This is a genomic window from Pseudoalteromonas prydzensis (genome assembly GCF_001661495.1).
GTDB classification, from domain to species: Bacteria; Pseudomonadota; Gammaproteobacteria; order Enterobacterales; family Alteromonadaceae; genus Pseudoalteromonas; species Pseudoalteromonas prydzensis.
The window spans coordinates 65,507-83,664 of the sequence record NZ_BDDT01000017.1 but is presented as its reverse complement, the minus strand read 5'-3'; the positions used below and the strand labels follow the sequence as shown (position 1 = coordinate 83,664).

15 protein-coding genes are annotated in these 18,158 nt (G+C 40.6%); 13 read left to right on the top strand and 2 right to left on the bottom strand.

Going from position 1 to position 18,158, the window contains the following annotated elements; all coding sequences use genetic code 11:
• The first annotated feature begins 2 nt into the window (after positions 1-2).
• The 8 genes from A7968_RS20390 (at position 3) to radD (ending at position 8,973) form a co-directional block, all read left to right on the top strand.
• Positions 3-1,514 (top strand): alanine/glycine:cation symporter family protein, encoded by a 1,512-nt coding sequence (locus A7968_RS20390; protein ID WP_064668366.1) that lies wholly within the window; start codon positions 3-5, stop codon positions 1,512-1,514.
• Positions 1,515-1,657: 143 nt separating this feature from the next.
• Positions 1,658-1,984 (top strand): hypothetical protein, encoded by a 327-nt coding sequence (locus A7968_RS20385; protein ID WP_064668365.1) that lies wholly within the window; start codon positions 1,658-1,660, stop codon positions 1,982-1,984.
• Between the two features lies 1 nt (position 1,985).
• Complete coding sequence (locus tag A7968_RS20380; protein WP_016707757.1) at positions 1,986-2,267, top strand: YeaC family protein; 282 nt, start codon at positions 1,986-1,988, stop codon at positions 2,265-2,267.
• On the top strand, positions 2,257-4,941 hold the full coding sequence (locus A7968_RS20375; RefSeq protein ID WP_064668364.1) for a DUF349 domain-containing protein: 2,685 nt from the start codon (positions 2,257-2,259) through the stop codon (positions 4,939-4,941). Before A7968_RS20380 ends, A7968_RS20375 begins: the two co-directional genes overlap by 11 nt.
• Positions 4,942-5,042: 101 nt before the next feature.
• Positions 5,043-5,597, top strand: a complete 555-nt coding sequence (locus A7968_RS20370) for a YceB family lipoprotein (RefSeq protein ID WP_064668363.1) — start codon at positions 5,043-5,045, stop codon at positions 5,595-5,597.
• A 229-nt stretch (positions 5,598-5,826) separates the two neighbouring features.
• Entirely contained in the window at positions 5,827-6,597 is a 771-nt protein-coding gene (locus A7968_RS20365) for a hypothetical protein (RefSeq protein ID WP_208855852.1), read from the top strand.
• A gap of 244 nt (positions 6,598-6,841) precedes the next feature.
• Positions 6,842-7,144 (top strand): H-NS family nucleoid-associated regulatory protein, encoded by a 303-nt coding sequence (locus A7968_RS20360; RefSeq protein WP_064668361.1) that lies wholly within the window; start codon positions 6,842-6,844, stop codon positions 7,142-7,144.
• A 71-nt stretch (positions 7,145-7,215) separates the two neighbouring features.
• Positions 7,216-8,973, top strand: a complete 1,758-nt coding sequence (gene radD / locus A7968_RS20355; protein ID WP_064668360.1) for a DNA repair helicase RadD — start codon at positions 7,216-7,218, stop codon at positions 8,971-8,973.
• 30 nt (positions 8,974-9,003) lie between these two features.
• On the opposite strand, the gene A7968_RS20350 is transcribed toward radD, so the two are convergent.
• Entirely contained in the window at positions 9,004-9,339 is a 336-nt protein-coding gene (locus A7968_RS20350) for a ribonuclease E inhibitor RraB (protein WP_064668359.1), read from the bottom strand.
• Positions 9,340-9,502: 163 nt separating this feature from the next.
• Between A7968_RS20350 and A7968_RS20345 the strand changes: the two genes are divergently transcribed.
• The 4 genes from A7968_RS20345 (at position 9,503) to A7968_RS20330 (ending at position 16,662) form a co-directional block, all read left to right on the top strand.
• A complete protein-coding gene (locus A7968_RS20345) occupies positions 9,503-11,230 on the top strand; it encodes an autotransporter assembly complex protein TamA (protein ID WP_064668358.1) in 1,728 nt (575 codons plus the stop codon).
• Positions 11,230-14,916 (top strand): autotransporter assembly complex protein TamB, encoded by a 3,687-nt coding sequence (tamB, locus tag A7968_RS20340; RefSeq protein ID WP_064668357.1) that lies wholly within the window; start codon positions 11,230-11,232, stop codon positions 14,914-14,916. The genes A7968_RS20345 and tamB overlap by 1 nt, the downstream gene beginning before the upstream one ends.
• Before the next feature lie 13 nt (positions 14,917-14,929).
• Entirely contained in the window at positions 14,930-15,757 is an 828-nt protein-coding gene (locus tag A7968_RS20335) for a transporter substrate-binding domain-containing protein (RefSeq protein ID WP_064668356.1), read from the top strand.
• Between the two features lie 80 nt (positions 15,758-15,837).
• The gene (locus tag A7968_RS20330) at positions 15,838-16,662 is read left to right on the top strand and encodes a peptidylprolyl isomerase (protein ID WP_227008910.1); all 825 of its coding nucleotides are present in this window, start codon (positions 15,838-15,840) and stop codon (positions 16,660-16,662) included.
• 43 nt (positions 16,663-16,705) lie between these two features.
• Here the strand turns inward: A7968_RS20330 and queF are convergent, their stop codons facing one another.
• Positions 16,706-17,551, bottom strand: coding sequence for an NADPH-dependent 7-cyano-7-deazaguanine reductase QueF (gene queF / locus A7968_RS20325; protein ID WP_064668355.1), 846 nt, complete (start codon positions 17,549-17,551; stop codon positions 16,706-16,708).
• 59 nt (positions 17,552-17,610) lie between these two features.
• Between queF and syd the strand changes: the two genes are divergently transcribed.
• Entirely contained in the window at positions 17,611-18,150 is a 540-nt protein-coding gene (gene syd, locus A7968_RS20320) for a SecY-interacting protein (RefSeq protein WP_064668354.1), read from the top strand.
• The last annotated feature ends 8 nt before the right edge of the window (positions 18,151-18,158 follow it).

Below are 18,158 nucleotides of genomic sequence, written 5' to 3'. Positions count from 1 at the left end.
CCATGGAAGCTTTTGTAAGCACCGTTAATGACATTGTTTGGAGTAATGCACTCATTTATTTATGTCTAGGCGCAGGTCTTTTTTATTCCGTATTAACCCGTTTTGCTCAAATTAGACATTTCAAGGAAATGTGTAAACTCCTATTTAGTCCAAATACTTCAGATACCGGTATTTCGTCTTTTCAGGCGTTAGCGGTTTCATTATCTGGACGAGTAGGTGTAGGTAATATTGCGGGTGTGGCAGCTGCCATTGGCTTTGGTGGCCCAGGGGCTATTTTTTGGATGTGGGTCGTGGCTTTTTTAGGTTCAAGTACCGCGTATGCAGAATCAACCTTAGGGCAAATTTATAAAACCGAAGAAGACGGCCAATATCGTGGTGGCCCAGCTTATTATTTTGACCGTTGTTTAGAACAAAAATGGTTAGCTGTTTTATTTGCCATCGCTGCAATTATTGCATGTGGGGTGTTCTTACCGGGCGTACAAGCGAATGCCGTTGGTAACGCTTTTACGCAAGTTTTTGGTGATGGCACTATGGTAACGACCAGTTTTGGTGATGTAGGCAGTTTTAAACTGGTTGCATTGGCAATCATCCTGATTGTGTTAGCGTTTATTATATTTGGCGGTATTAAACGTATTGCCAACTTTACCCAAATCGTCGTGCCATTTATGGCGTTAGGTTACATTGTACTTGCTTTAATCGTGGTATTTTTAAATATCGATAAAGTACCGGGAATTTTCTCGTTGATTATCAGCGATGCATTTACCGCTCAGGCTGGCTTTGGTGCGGCTATTGGTTGGGGTGTAAAACGCGGTATTTATTCTAACGAAGCAGGTCAAGGTACTGGGCCGCACGCAGCGGCTGCAGCAGAGGTTGATCATCCAGCTCAACAGGGCTTAGTGCAGGCATTTTCTGTGTATGTTGATACAATTTTTGTTTGTACAGCGACCGCGCTAATGATTTTAATTACCCAACAATACAATGTGGTTGGTGAATTACCAGCCGGGCAATTTATTGTACAAAACGTTGATGCTGCAACGGAGGTTGGCTCAGCCGCCTTTACGCAAATGGCTTTATTTAGCGTGTTCGGTGGTTTTGGCGAAGCGTTTGTTGGAATTGCATTATTTTTCTTCGCGTTCACTACAATCCTTGCTTATTACTATATTGCAGAAACCAATGTTGCCTATTTAAATCGTTACTTTAAAGGCAGTATCCCACTGGTAATTGTGAAGTTAGTGATTATGTTTATGGTCTCATACGGCATGGTTAACAGCTCTGGCTATATCTGGAATATTGGTGATATTGGCGTAGGGTTGATGGCGTGGATCAATATTGTCGGGATCTTAGCGATATTTTTTGTCGCAAGACCAGCACTACTCTGTTTGCGTGACTATGAAGACCAAAAGAAAAGTGGCGGTCCAATTACATTTGATCCGGTTAAGTTAGGTATCAAAAATGCGACTTTCTGGGAAAAGCGTCTAGCAAAACACGCTAAAGATGCCGAGTCTAAAGATTAATCAACGTAATTAAAGTTGTTTTTTGATCCACACCGATTGGGTGTAATTGAAAAAAGACAACGACAAATAAAACACGTACAATAAAGGGCGCCGCAGGGCGCCTTTTTTATGCGTAGATTTTTATGCAAAGTATGGAGAGAGAGATGGCGATTGTTAGTTGTCCTAGTTGTAATAAGTCAATATCCGATAAACATAAACAGTGCCCACACTGTGATAGTAATGTAGCGCAGCTTGATGACGAGCAACGTCAACAGCTAGCACGCGAAAAACGTATTCAAAAACAACAAATGTTTATGAATCATTCTTTTTTTGCGCTAATCATATTTTTAGCTGGCTTCTTTAGCTTGTACTTTTTGCACCCAGAACCTGAAACGCCAACGTGGTACGCATGCGCTGCAGCCATCGCTATTGGCTGTATTTGGTATTTAATAAATCGCGTTATTTTAGTGATGCTGAAAAAGAAAAAATGACATGAATATCGATAATCTTGTAAAAACAATTACCCCAGAATTATTTGAACGCTTACAGTATGGTGCGGCAACAGGAAAATGGCCTGATGGCACTGTGTTAAGTGATGAGCAAAAACAGCAGACAGTGCAATTAGTGATGCTTTACCAAGCTAAAGTTGCGCAAACAAATGAGCAATTTACCATTGGTTCTAATGGTGAAATGGTGCAAAAAACTAAAGCACAATTGCAAAAAGAATTCACCGCAGATAACGAAATAGCAAGGTTTAGTGAACATGATCTTTAAACACCTTTTTACCCCGAAGTGGAAGCACCCAAAGCAACAAGTACGTTTAGAGGCCATTGAGAATCTCGATGTAGAGCGTGATGCGACTATTTTAAATACATTAGCACTTGAAGATAGTTCTGCAGAAATTCGTAAAAAAGCACTGACTAAAATAAACGATTTAGTGCTGTGGTGGCAGGCGTATAAACAAGATCAAAGCTTAAAAGAACTGGCAGAGCAACATATATCTAGCGCAGTGTTAAGTGATGAAAGTAAATTGTCTAGCCAAATTAAAAACGAATATATAGAGCGTTTTGCACCAGTTAAAACCCTTGAGAAGTTAGCATTTGCAGAAAAAGAACTGCAAGTAAGAGCAAAACTTTTAAAACGTTTAGCTAACCCAAAACTAGTTGAAAAAGCGTTTAAAGAAGGCTCAACTGAACTACAAATGTATCTTGTAGAGCAAGTGATCACGCATCAATTAGTCAAAAACTTAGTAAAGCATGCACAAGGGGATGCAAAAGTCGCCCTTGAAACGCATATTGAAAATGAACGCTTAGCAATTGAAATGCCATTACAAGTGCAAAATGACACCCGTGTTATTTTGGCAAAACTCAATGCATTACGTGAAAAGCAAGATTTTGCCGTGGTGACTCAACAATACGGTGAGTTAACGAATCAATGGCAAGCGCTAGAACTGACTTGGTTAAGTCCTGAACAACGTGACACAGTTGCAGCCAAATACACTGTGTTGACCGACAAGCTAAATGAGTTAGTGCATCAACTACAGGCTGAACATGAACAGCAGCAGCAACGTTTGGCGTTACAACAACGTCAGCTTTTAGCACTGGCAAATTTAGAAGCACTCAGCGATGAAATTGAAAATGCATTGCAACTGGGCTTAGAAACACCAGAACAAATACAACAAGATTGGTTAGAAGCTAAAGTGGCGCAAGCGCAAGACAGCTTGGCGCAAAGTGAATTAGCAGATAATGCCCAGAAGCTACACATTACCACGCGATTAACGAGTTTGTTTAAACAAGTCGCTAAATTACCAGAACTTAGTGAAGCGATCAGTGCATTTAAAGCCGCATTAACAGAACTGACTAACATCAGTACCGATGATATTGAGCAAACAAATTACGATGACGCTGAACGTGATTTTAATCAAGCGTATAAAGCTGCTAAAGCACCGTTGGCACAGTTACCAAAGACTTTGCAAGGGCCTTTTAAAGCGCAACTTGCACAGCAGCAACAGCGCTGGAAAATAGCCGTTGCGCCTATTAGTGATAAGTTAACTAAAAACCAACAGCTTGCTGCTCGTAAAGGACGCGATGTAAAGCGCTTAATTGAACAAGGGCGTTTTAATATTGCGTTTGGTGTTTTTAAAGGCTTTATTGAGTTATATGAGAGTCTTACACCGAATAGCCAACAAAGCCTTGAGAAACTGAAAGTAGATCTTGAACAGCAACTAGATAATGCCCGTGATTGGCAAAAATATGCATCTGCACCGAAACGCGAAGAATTACTGAGTGAGATCACGGTATTACTTGAACAACCGTGTACGGATGCGAAATCGCGCGCAAGTGAAGTGAAAACATTACGCCGTCGTTGGAATGAGCTGGGTCGTTTAGATACTGAGCAAGAGCAGGCACAAGGCAAAGAATTTGATGACAAGATAGAACAATTATTTGCTCCTTGTCGAGACTATTTTGCTGAGCTTGAACAGCAACGCGAAGCAACCAAGCTTGAGCGTGAAGCTATTATTCAGCAAATGACGTTATTGCATGAAAGTGACACCACAATCGATGCTTTTGATTGGAAAGAGTTCGAAAGCCAATACAATCGTATCAATAAAGCGTGGCGTAATGCAGGCAATGTAGAACCTAAAGTATACCGTGCATTACAAACACAATATAAGGCGCAGCAGCAACACGTATTTAATACTCTAAATACTTTTCACAAAGGCAATGCGGCGGCAAAGAATGCACTTGTAGAGCAAGCGCAACAGTTAGCGCAAAGTGATGATTTAGCGAACGCATGTCAGCAGCTAAAAGAGTTACAACAGCAGTGGCAGAACATCGGTTTTGCGGGGGTCAAAGCTGAAAATGCGTTATGGCAAAAATTCCGCCAATTTAACGATGTCACCTTTGCGAAACGCAGTGAGGAGTTTGCCCAATACAAAGAGCAACAAGCTGCCGACAATGCGGTAATAACCAGTCAGTTAATTGAACTTGAAGACGCGTTAGCAGCGGTTAATCAAAAAGCCCAATTACTGGATTTACGCACTAAGGTAGTGGCACTTGAAAGTAGCAAAGAATTAAATAATCGTATTCAAAAGTTATTGGCTAATATTGACGATAAACTCACTGTTGTTACTGAGCAAGCAGCGCTAGCTGATTTCGCAGCCTTGTTTACTGCACTACAAAATCAACAGGCTATTCCTGCACAGTGGCAAAGCAATGCCGATACGAAGTTAAGCGTTGCACAACTCTTAGTGAGAATGGAAATTCTTGCTAATGTTAGCAGCCCTGAAGGTGTATCACGCATGGCTGAGCAAGTTGCAATGCTTGATGATAAACATCGTGGTGAACAAGCAGATTTACAGTATTACTTAAAACAACTATTGGCACTCAGCCAAGGTTCAGTTGATGCTGACACACTGGCTCGTTTAAAAGTAATTTTTAACGCTTAACGGGTGTTGGCTCAAGTAAATTGAATGATAAAGCCGCCATTGTGCGGCTTTATTTTTATTAAGTTTAAACGTTAATATTTGAATACAGTAAAGGAAAAATAATGAAGTATATTTTATTGGTAGGCTGTTTATTACTTTCAGCATGTAATACTACAAATGGTGTATCTGTTTACTCGTTCACAAGCAGTGAAATAGAAACAGTGCTTAACCAACAATTACCTAAGTTCAGTGAAAAAGTGAGCTTGATGGGATTACCAGTGCAATTTGATGTGAATGATTTAAGTGTTAATGTTGGCCCTGATAATCGAGATGTTGTGGTACTTGGTGCCGATTCAAGTGCTGTTGTAAATGCCTTCGCACTTAAATACCCAGTGCGTTTAAAGTTGCAAATAGAAGGTGCGCCTTTTTATGATAGTGAAAAGAAAGCGGTATTTTTACGCAATGTAAAACTGCTTGATTCAACAATAGACGCTGGTGGCTTTAAAGGCAATTTAGCGGTACTTGATGATGAAGCAATGAAAGTAATTAACGGGTTTTTAGCTGTGAATCCGGTTTACAAATTAAATATGAATGATCCTAAAGTTGCGTTATTAAGTAAGCTGCCTTTAAATATGAAAGTAGAGCAGGGCGCAATTAAATTAGTACCTAGTATTTAAACTATATTATTTAGATGCAGAAAAGCCCTATACGTATAGGGCTTTTTTGTACCTGTAAGGTATTTTATAACGGAGACACATACTTTAAAGGCTGCTGTTTATAACTGAGCATCATGATGTAAAGTAAAAATAAATTTATCATTATCGGTACAAGCTGGGTGTTTAATCGACTATACTGGTTGTTAGTTAATCACCCTTAATTGCCTACTTTATGGATAAAGAGCCTATTATGAAAAAATGTAACGTGATCTTCAGTGCAACTATGACAGCTGCATTCTCAGTTGTAGCTTTTGCTAATGAACCCGATTTAAATTCTAATCCATTTCTTGCAGAGCAATCAACGCAACAGCAGGGCGCTCAGGTGTTCTCTTTTAAAGAAACACCAATTGTCCTGCACGAACATGATAAAGTTAATGCAGCTCAAGATACAGACTATGTACGGCTTGCTTTAGAGACGAAAACGAATGGTTTTGCGTTAGTAGACTCTTCTCAGATCAAAGATATTGATAAAGTAATTGCAGAGCACAAATATGGCCACGAACTATTTCTGCACAGCTTAAAACCTGAAATTATGGCTGCGCAATCAACCGCAGACCAAACTAATTTGTCGCAGCAATTTGCAGGCGACACAGTTGCTTTAGATAATACATTGTTGCAACAAGAATTTACTGTTATGAGTAAAACAGTTGGCGGAAATTTTATTGCTGGTAGCGGTTGGGATCAGTTAACTCAGGTTGTCAGAAATGATACGTTTGGTATTGTGATTATAGAAATATTTAGTTTTAGCCAAAACAGTGCCGTATATATTGATTCGGACGCGGTGAATTATCATGTGAATAGCAATCCTGGCATCCTTTACGTACTTAAAGACAATAGCGATAATGTGTACACGAGTTTATCTTGGGCTGACGAAAAACAATCCTATTTTATTGGTCTTGAAAAAAATATTAATGATATTGGTTTAGTTGGGAAATTTAAAACGCTAATAACGTCGATGTAGTTGTATTATAAAACGCTCACACCTCTTTATGTAAAGTACGCGTGTTAAATATATTTCTCAGCACTGATAAAGTGAATAATAAACTATTTAACTTTAATAAATGACTATAGTAATCTGATTATTAATCTTAGTTTAAATAAAATCCTTAAAAACTGATTAATCGACTTGGCCTATTTTAAAAAATAGGCTTATAATTTACTTGAATCAAATCTAATTTATAACTTTACAATGTAGTGAGTCGAAAATGAAAGAAATTAAAGCGTTTATAAAATCAGCAAGTCTTGCAGACTTAGAAAAAGCACAAGCATTATTAGCTGACGCTATCGAAAAGTATACGCAGCAGCAGCAAGCAAAACAGGAAGTATTAGAGCTATTAAAAGAAAAAGGCTTAACTCTTGAAGATCTTCAAGAGGGTGCAAATGATAAGCGCACTAAAGTAATGCCAAAATACCGTATTGAATTTGAAGGTAAAATTGTTGAATGGACAGGCCGTGGGAAGCGCCCTAAAGCATTCCAAGGCGTTGAACTTACCAAACACCTGGCTTAATTATTGAGGGGCTTAAGCCCCTTAATTTGCAGAAAATTCTCCTCTTTGTTATTGCTCCTTAAGTTGCCACCATGACGTATGTATTACGCCCTTATCAACAAGAAGCGGTTGATCGCACCGTTGCTTATTTCCGTAAAACCTCAGAGCCTGCCTTAATCGTATTGCCTACCGGTGCAGGGAAAAGCGTAGTGATTGCTGAGTTGGCGCGCATTGCCAGACAAAAAATCTTAGTACTTGCCCACGTTAAAGAATTGGTTGAACAAAACGCCGAAAAATATAAAAGTTTTGGTCTTGAAGCGAGTATTTTTTCTGCGGGTTTAAAACAGAAGTCGTTAGCGCATCAGGTTACGTTTGCTAGCATCCAATCGTTGTCACGAAATATCGATCAGCTGAATCAACACTATTCGCTAGTGATCATTGATGAGTGTCATCGTGTCAGTGGTGATAAAGATAGCCAATATGAGAAAGTGATTTTGGCACTAAAGGCCTATAGCCCCAAGTTAAAAGTGCTGGGGTTAACCGCTACACCGTATCGTATGGGAATAGGTTGGGTGTATCATCGTCATTACCATGGCTTTGTTCGCGGTGATAAACTCAGTCCATTTCAAGAGTGCATTTTTGAGCTACCACTGCGCTACATGATCAAACATCACTACCTGACACCGCCACGAGAAGTCGATGCCGCTATCAGTCACTATGATTTTTCGTCTTTACAAAGTGATTCATTTGGGCGCTATAGCAGCGATGATATGAACCAATTACTCGCAAAAAATAGCCGCGCGACCAAAGCTATTATGCAGCAAGTAATTGAATATAGTGAGCACCGGAAAGGGATCATGATTTTTGCTGCGACGGTGTTACATGCAGAAGAAGTGTTTGGCTATTTGCCCACTCAGCAAGCGGCTTTGATCACCGGCGACACACCGAATGCTGAACGCGACCAAATCATTTTGGCGTTTAAACAGCAGCGGATAAAATACCTTGTTAATGTCTCGGTACTGACGACTGGTTTTGACGCACCGCATGTTGATTTTATTGCGATTTTAAGGCCGACTGAATCCGTTAGCTTATATCAACAAATCGTTGGCCGAGGTTTACGTTTAAGCGAAGGGAAAACAGAATGTTTAGTCATTGATTATGCGGGTAATGGCTTTGACTTATTTTACCCTGAAGTAGGCAGCAAAAAAGGCGACAGTGATAATGAGCCAGTCCAAGTACCATGCCCAGGCTGCGGTTTTGCTAATATTTTTTGGGGAAAAACGGATAACCAAGGTAAGGTTGTTGAACATTTTGGGCGTCGTTGTAAAGGCTTGCTTGAAGATGAGGACGGCTTACAAGAGCAATGTGACTACCGATTTCGCTTTAAAGAGTGTGAAGCGTGTGGCGCAGAAAATGATATTGCTGCCCGTCAGTGCCAAGCGTGCCATGAGGTAATGGCTGATCCGGATGATAAGTTACGGGCGGCACTTAACTTAAAAGATGCGTTAGTTCTGCGTTGCAGCGGTTTAACTGTTGCAAGCCTTGCCAGCAATGAGCAGATAATAAAGATCACTTATTATGACGAAGATGGCGCTAGTTGTGATGAAGTGTATGACTTTGCAAAATCCGCGGCACGTTATGCGTTCAATAAGCAATTTGCCAAGCGCACTGCACAAGGACAAGCGCCAACAGCGTTTAAATCAGCACAGCAAGTGATTGCAGCGCAATTACAGCTGGTCGCGCCGGATTTTGTGATTGCCAGAAAAAGCAAAAAGTACGGTTGGAAGGTTGCGGATAAGCTGTTTGACTATCAAGGGAATTTCAGAAAGGCGAATCAGTTAAGTGGCTAATACAACTTAACTGATTTTATAAGTGTTGGACTAGTGTTGTTCGTCTTCCATTAATCCCCAGCCGTCACCATAACCATTGTAGCCATTAGCGATACTTTCTAAATATTGCTCAGTTTGCCCTAACAAGGTGTGATCAGGCACCATTTGCACCTGAGTAACGACTTCCCAAATACCGGTATCTTTGCATTGCACTAACTCTGTTGTAGGTGCAAGTTCATCTTCTATTATTACAGTGGCAAATTTTTCAGCTTCCACTTTTTGCTCAAATAAAATATAGAAATCAATTGTGTGCATCTGGGCTAAATCTATGCCTGCAGCAGCGATTTCAGCTAAAAGTTGGCCATTGTCATCATCAGGAAAGTGCATTAAAAAAACTCAATAAAATTATTTCAAATTAGTAATGGTTATTGTAACCAAAATTCAGCACATAAGCGTACTAATTTTCACATTTGAGTTACTGCGTGAAGCGGTGTCATTATGGTACTATTTCTTTCATTATCGATAAATCGTTTTTAAGTAAGGAAATTACTTGCCTAGCTGGATATTTATTCGCACTGCAGTTGGTTTATTTTTGTTGTTTTCATTCAATGTATTTGCGGCTGCGCAAGTTGTAAATAGCTATGAAATAAATGGTATTAAGGGCGATCTTGAAAAAAATGTGGCACTGTATTTAAAGCAATTAGAAGGTGAAAAAGCCACCAGTACGTTGTTAAGCCATGCAAAAAAACAAGTTGCCAGTAGTTTAAAAGCACTTGGTTATTATAAACCTGTTATTAAACTTAACTATGAAAATGAAACACAAGCGCTAATTGCAACAATCGACCGTGGGCCAGTGACACGTATTGCTGACATACGTATAACGGTAAATGGTGCAGGGAAAGATGACTTATTACTTAAGCAAACCATAAACAGCATTGCATTAAAGCAGGGTGATATTTTAAATCACAGCTATTACGATGGCGCACGTAAAAAAATTGAAGGGCAACTGCTTGAGTTAGGCTACTTTGATGTGAAGTGGCAAGCACGCCAGCTGGCTATTTCATTAAAAAATAACAGTGCAGAGGTTATTTTTACCCTTGATACTGGCGAACGTTATCAATTTGGTGATCTGGTATTAGGCGAGCAAACTAAAGCTGAAAAATATATTCGCTCTTTAGCCAAATTTAAACAAGGTGAAGCGTATAAAGCAACTTTAGTATCAGAGTATAATTTAGCGCTCTCTACTACACCGTATTTTGCTAGTGTCCGTGTCTATGCTGATATATCTAATCGCGCGGATCAACAAGTACCGATTAAAGTTGACGTGCTACACAAGCCCGCCAATAGTTATGAAGTGGGTGGTGGTTATAGTACTGATCTAGGACCTAAGGTTCGCTTTAAGTGGACTAAACCATGGATCACCGAAAACGGTCACTATCTTGAAAGTAATTTAAATGTTTCCCAGCGCCAGCAAGATATTTCCCTTGGTTACACTATCCCTGTTGACGATCCTAATGATGATTTATGGCGATTTTCAGGTGGTTACAAGCTCGAAGATGAATTAACTAACGATGTGTACAGTAAGATTTTAACAGGACAAATACAGCGACAATGGTTGACGGATGATGACTGGGTTCGTACTGCATTTTTGCGTCGCGATCGAGAGACTTACCGCATTGGTGATGAAGAACAAAGCTCGAAAATGTTAATGCCAGGGATCAGCTATGCAAAAAAAGAAACCGAAGGTGGCACAACACCGACATCGGGTTATCAGTGGTTGTTATCGGCAGAATTTGGTTTAAAGGATATGTTTTCCACGACTAACATTGTCAGAGTTCAGATCCAAAATGCCTGGCTGCAAACTTACCTTGATCGTCATTTATTGTTTTTAAAAGCTAATGCAGGTGCCATGTTAGTTGATGATATTAACAATGTGCCATTTTCACTGCGTTTTTATGCCGGTGGTGACCAAAGTGTGCGTGGTTTTGCTTATCAGTCTATTTCTCCTGAGGATGAAAAAGGGCGTTTGATCGGTGGTAAATATTTAATGACAGGTACGATTGAATATAATTACCAATTTGCAGAAAGTTGGCGAGCCGCTTTATTTGTTGACAGTGGGACCGCGACCAATGACTTTACAGATCGCGTTGAAGTGGGCGCCGGCTTTGGTATTCGCTATTTGACACCGGTAGGTCCTGTGCGAATTGATCATGCCTGGGGACTGACTAAAGAGAGTAAGAGTACGCGACTAAGTATTACAATAGGGCCTGAAATTTAATGTCAAACATGAAAAAAATTACCGCGGCGCTGACAGTTTTTTTTGCATCAATCTTGGTGTTAGTGTTTTGCGTGCTATTTACCGCACCAGGGAACCAGTTTATAGCTTATACGGCAAATAAACTGGTTGACGGTTTGCAGGTAACGATTAAAAACGGCCGGTTCTTATATAACGATTCATTTGATGTTGAGTTTCAAAAAAATGGCCTTGATTTAAAAGCAAAAAATCTAAAAGTTGATTTGTTTTGGTGGGGGTGTAATGGTATTTGCATCGAAAATATCAGTGCGCAAAGCATTGCGCTGGTATTGCCAGAGTCAACACAAGCAGTGACAGAAGTTGAGCCGGAATCAGCAGAGCCTGTTGATACGGACGCGATTGAAGAAATTAGCTTGCCGCTGGCAATTTCAATTAAACGAATTGCAATCGCGTCGTTTGAACTTACCCATGCCAGTGCTGACGTTGCAGTGAAAAAGTTTGTTTTGTCAGCGTCTGCTGAACACTCACTGGTTACTTTAAGCTCATTAACCATTGCGCAGGTTGATGTGTTACTCAAAGAAACCCAAGCAGCTCCTGTTGAGCCGTTAACTGTGCTTGCAGCTTTGCCTGACATTCATTTTAGCTCGCCGCTTGCGGCAAAACTTGAACAACTATTGATCTCCAAAGTCACACTTGTACAAGCAGAGCAAAGCCACGAAATTACTGATATTAAAGGCTCGTTTGCGATAGAAAAAAGCGAACTTATGCTACCGGAATTTAGCGCTGATTATTTGCAATGGCATTTAGATACTCAGTTAAAAGCTAGTTTAGTGGGTGATACACCTATTAGTGCAACAATTGCTGTTAATAATCCTGAGCATCAACTAACCCTAAATGCAGCTGGTGACTTGTCTGATTTGCAATTAGATGTGGTAACCGAAGGGCAGTATCCACTGACGGCAAAAATAAATGCTGATTTAAAAACCACCAATTTCCCTTTCTCACTTAATGCCAATATTACCCAGTGGCAACTAGAGGTGGATAGTAATAATCTAAAAATTAGTGATGTGCGGTTAACTGGTGAGGGCAACGCCGATGATTATAAGCTGCAATTAGCAGCGCAAAGCCAATTAGCAGCTTATCCAAAAGTACAGTTACACTCTTCTTTCATCGGAGGGTTAACCAGTATCAATGTGGAAAAATTGTCGTTATTAGCAAACGAAAGTAAAGCCACGGTGACAGCCTCAGCGAGCTGGGTTGATGGTATCGAGAGTCAATTTTCAGGGCAACTAACTAATCTTAAAGCACAGTACTTAACTGACACTGTAACCAGTGATTTATCTGGTCAATTTAACGGGGTATTTAAAGCTCAACAGCAGCAGTGGCAATTGAAAATGACGGATACTCAACTTGGCGGTATGGTTGATGATATCCCATTTACCTTTGTTAGTGATTTTGATTTAAATAATTCATTGCATGCCAGTATTGATAAGTTTGAGCTTGTCAGTGGTGAAAATAAGCTTGCTTTGTCGGGTAATATTTCCGAGCAATGGAATATAAAAGGCTTGCTCCAATTAAATAAACCTGAGCAAAAAAAGCTGCCATTTACCGGGGTTGGTGACGGTAAGCTTGCTATATCAGGAGCGCGCTTAGAGCCTGTTGTTAATTTAGATGTTGATTTACGAGATTTAAGTTTTGCTGATATCACTATTGAAGATTTGACGTTAAAAACTGATTTTAATTATGCTGCTGATTGGCAAACTAACGTGAGTTTAAAAGTAACCGATGCAAGTGTCGCTGGGCAGCAGATCAACAGTTTTACTGTTACCGCAGCTGGAGATAAAACTGATCATCAACTACAACTTGATTTAGATGCGGTAGAAGGAAAAGCTCAGCTTGAGGTTGCAGGTAAATTTACTAACAAGGTGTGGCAAGGTAGCTTAAGCAATGTGCTGCTCAGCGATAACGTAATCGATTTCACGACAGACCCTGCTGTGGCAATTAAGTTTAATATTGATAATGGTGATTTCTCCGTACAGCAACATTGTTGGCAAAGTCAAAACAGTAAACTGTGTATCGACTTACTAAACCAAACCGCACAGCTTGGGCAGTTGAATGCTAAGTTAGATAATTTTGATTTAGCCGAAATTAAACATTTATTGCCAGATAACATTATTACCGAAGGTGGTTTTGCAGGACAGATCAAGGCAAATTGGCAAGCCAGTCAATTACAAAGTTTATCTGCAACACTCAACTCTCATGACTTGGCCGCAACACTTATTAATGAAGAAAAGCGTTATCGTTTACCGATAGAGACGTTTACTCTCAATGCCATCGCGGATCCGAAAGATGCTAACTTACAAGCTCGATTGAGCTCCACAGTGCTTGGTGATATCAATGCGGATGTCAACGCTGAAGATTTAACGGGTCAACAGTTACTCAGCGGTGAGTTGGTAATTGATAAAATTTTATTAACGGATTTGCAGCCTTTTATTGGTGCGCTTGAGCAATTAAAGGGCAGTCTTAGTGGTCAAATTGCTTTAGCAGGCACACTGAGTGCGCCTTTGCTTAATGGTGAGCTGGAAGTTATTGATGTGAACTTACGAGGCGAGCAGCTACCCGTTGCGATTGTCGATTCAAATATCAGTATTACATTTGATAAAACTAAAGCCACCCTTGATGGTAAGTTAAACGATGCACAAGGGGGTAAGTTAGCATTAGTAGGTGATGTGGACTGGCAAGGTGCACAGCCCGCGGTGAATTTAGCTGTGCTTGGTGAGCAATTTTATGTTCGTGCCCAGCAAGGTGTGACATTTAAAATATCACCGGATTTAAAAATTAGCTTGGTCGATAATGCCTTTAAACTAGCTGGGCAAGTTGTGGTGCCGTATGGCAGAATTGTAATTGAAGAGCTGCCGGAGGGGGCAGTGCAAGTGAGTGACGATGAAATTATTATCGACAAACAAGCAAAGCAAACTCAAGCGGTACCGTTCGATTACGATATTAACCTTAAACTGATTGTTGAAAATGATGTGCGCATTGATTCCTTTGGTCTGGAATCGAAAATTGAGGGTGATTTAGCCATCAAAATGGATCAGCAAACGCCGATGATCACAACCGGTGAGTTAAACTTACGTGAAGGAACATATCGTGCTTTTGGACAAGATTTACTTATCCGCACTGGGCAGATTGGTTTCAGCGGCCCAATCGATAAACCATTTCTAAATATTAAAGCGATACGTAACCCAGATAATACTGCGAATGATGTGATTGCAGGGATCACCTTAACAGGAAACATTGAGCAACCGGTGTTGAAAGTGTTTTCGGAGCCAGCGATGGATCAAGCGCAATCATTAGCGTATTTATTAAATGGTCAGCCTTTAGATGAAGGTGACAGTTCAACAGATGCCATGCTAACGCAGTTATTACTCGCACAAGGGGTGAGTCGCAGTGAAGGAGTGGTGTCAAAAGTGGGCGAAACCTTTGGTTTATCGGATGTCAGTTTGAGTTCAAAAGGCAGCGGGGATGAAACCAAGGTAGAAATCTCTGGTTATGTAGCACCTGGTATTCAAGTTAAATACAGCGTGGGTATTTTTGATTCGTTGAGTGAAGTAGCTGTGCGTTACCAATTACTGTCACAGCTTTATATTGAAATTACCAGTGGCTTATATCAGAACGTTGATATACTTTATAAGTTTGATATAGATTAAGGGCTGATATACGTTGAAAAAACTGCTACTCGCCTGCTTGCTGATCTCTTTTAATGGTTTGGCGAGTACACCATTAACGGTTCGCTACTCTGCTGGTGGCCATGCTTATCCAGCTGAGTTACTCACGCTGATACTTAGTAAATCTGCTATTACTATGGTGCCCAGTGAAGTACCCGATATTCCTTCGCAAAGCAGGGCTATAAGGTTACTAGGTGAGAAAAATGGCATCGATGTGTTTTGGGGAGCCACGAGTTCTGAATGGGAAAACCAGGCTAAAGCAGTTTTGATCCCCATAGATAGAGGTTTATTGGGTTATCGCATCCCTGTGGTGCATATTAGCCACAAAGACATGTTTGCAGAAGTCACTCATGCAAGACAACTTATTCCCTTTGTATTTGGTTTACGGGAAGATTGGCCGGACACGGCTATTTTTAAACGTAATGAGTTAGATACGCTAATGTATGGCACGGGTGCTGAACCCATCGAAATGCTTCGCTCTGGACGCATTGACGCGCTGCCATACGATATCTTTGATTTACCCAAAAACCATGGTGATGATATTATTCACGAGCCGCATATTGCTATTCGCTATCCATCAGCAGTCTATTTTTTTGTGGCGAATGATAATCAAGCATTACACAAACTACTCAATGATGGTCTATTAGCAGCGATTGCTGATGGCTCTTTTGACACGTTATTCTTCAAATATTTTGCTGCCGTTATTGCACAAGCTGATTTAAAAAATCGCCGTATTATTGAACTGACGAATCCCTTACTACCACGCAGTGCGCCAATTCATCAACCGCAGTTTTGGCTTGATAAAAACAGCTTAACCAAATAATCTAGCGCCATAACAATAATTATAGGTGCAACATGTTTAAAAAATTATGCTTTATTGGTGGTACGTTATTAGCGAGCCAAATGAGTATGGCACAAGCTGATACTCAGCCCACGGCGGCGCAAATTATTAATCAAGCAACGCAGCAGCAATGGCGCTTAGTGGATGCTGACAATATTATCAAAATTACCCTGCCAACCGGTGCCGCTTATATTGAACTTAACCCGCTGCTTGCACCAAAACACACGCAAAATATCAAACAGCTCGCCCGTGAAGGCTTTTATAAAAATTTAAATGTGTATCGCTTTGTGGAAGGTTTTGTAGCGCAAGGTGGCGATGAAAGTGGTAAAAAACCAGTCAAAAGTGCTGTTAAAGCGATACCGGCCGAGTTTTATTTAACAACTTCAAGCCCTGTTAATATTACCGAACTTGATCATAATGATGGCTATGCGCCAATTACCGGATTTTTGAATGGCTTTGCTGTGGCGCAAAACGATGCGCAAACACAAACGTGGCAAGTGCATTGTAATGGGATATTTGCAATGGCACGGGATAACGATATTAACAGTGGTGGCACTGAGTTTTATGTCACAATAGGGCAAGGCCCGCGTTATTTGGATCGTAATATTACCGTGTTTGGCCGTGTGCTGGAGGGGATGGAGCATTTTAATCGTTTATCTCGTACGAGCACTAAAAACACTGTTTTTAATCCTATTACAGATCTACAAGTGTTAGCTGATATTAGTCAGCAAGATAACAGCCAGTTTAAAGTTATGCGTACTGATTCCAACGCATTTTTAGCCTTGATCAAAGCACGACAAAATCGCTCAGAAGCATGGTTTGTCGAAACGCCTAATTATATTGATGTGTGCGGTATGCCTATACCGACGAAAAGAGTTGAACGTTAACGAGCTAACAATACACCCCCGAGCTGGCTCGGGGATTTGGAAATTACTGGCGGTTTATTTTCACCTTGAATGGTGTTTTATCCTGATCCGTTGAACGGTACGGGTTGATGTCGAGTCCGCCACGGCGGGTGTAACGGGCGTACACTTCCAGCTTTTGTAAATTCAATTGCGTCATTAAGTCACAATAAATACGCTCTACGCATTGCTCATGAAATTCATTATGAGTACGAAATGAAATTAAATAACGCAGCAATGATTCGTGACATATTTGCTCACCAGTATAACGAATAATAATGCTTGCCCAATCAGGCTGCGAGGTGATCAAGCAGTTGGATTTTAATAAATGACTGTGCAGCGTTTCGGTGATCACTTCGCTGCCTGATGCTTTTAAACTATGAGCGCCAAGTTGGTAGTCAGTTACTTCAATGTCTAACTCATCAATGCACACACCTGGCAAAGGAGTACAAGGCAAGCAGTTATAATCTGTCGGGCTGTATAAAGTGACGGTAATAGGCATTGCTACTGCGCTTGATAAGTCAGCGGTTAAAATGGCGGCAACATCATCAACGGAATCAAAACGAGTCTGATTAAAGCTATTTAAGTACAGTTTGAACGACTTAGATTCAATAATATGGCTGCTCTGACAAGGAAATTCAAAACTTGCTACAGCAACTACGGGCTTACCTTTTGCGTTTAACCACGAAAGCTCGTAACCAGTCCAAATATCTTGGCCTTTAAAAGGCAGGGCGTTTTCATCAATGCTTAAATCGTCGCGGTTAAGTTTTCGGGCGATTGGAAACAGTAGGCTAGGTGTATACGTATCAACATACTCAGTTGATTGACCAAGCACACTGCCTTTTAATTCTGGTGCGTTGCTGTAATCTGTCATGTTAGGTCTTTTGTAGTTACAATAGCGCTATTATACCTAAAGCTTATGAGTTTCACAGCATGACTATTGTTACCCAGTTAGAACAACTCCATCAACGCTTTGCTAGTAAGCAACAAGCGCAAACAGGCACATTACCTCAGATTGCACATGACAGTGATTGGCCAAGTCCGTGTGAGGTTGGCAACCCAGATGAGCATGGAATGATCCAATGGCAGGCCGTTACTCGCACTCCAGCTGGCTCGTTAACTGATTTAGCAAAGGCGTTAGAGGTTGAGTTTCCAAAGGCGCTGCAACAGTACTATGGCGCGTTTTTTGGCGGTTGCATCACAGCCAACATTGATGGTCATAATGTGGAGCTACTACAGGCGTGGAGCGATGATGATTTTGATTTGCTGCAGCAAAATATAACGGGTCATGTATTAATGAAGCGCAAATTAAAACAACCAGCCACCGTATTTATTGGTCTGACTGAGCAAGAAGATTTATTGGTTTCGGTGTTATTAGAAACAGGGGAAGTGTGTTTAGAGTATGTAGGTAAAAAACCTCATCATGTGCTTAGCGCTGATCTTAGCTCTTTTATAACAGCACTGACAGTGTAAGTGTTGTT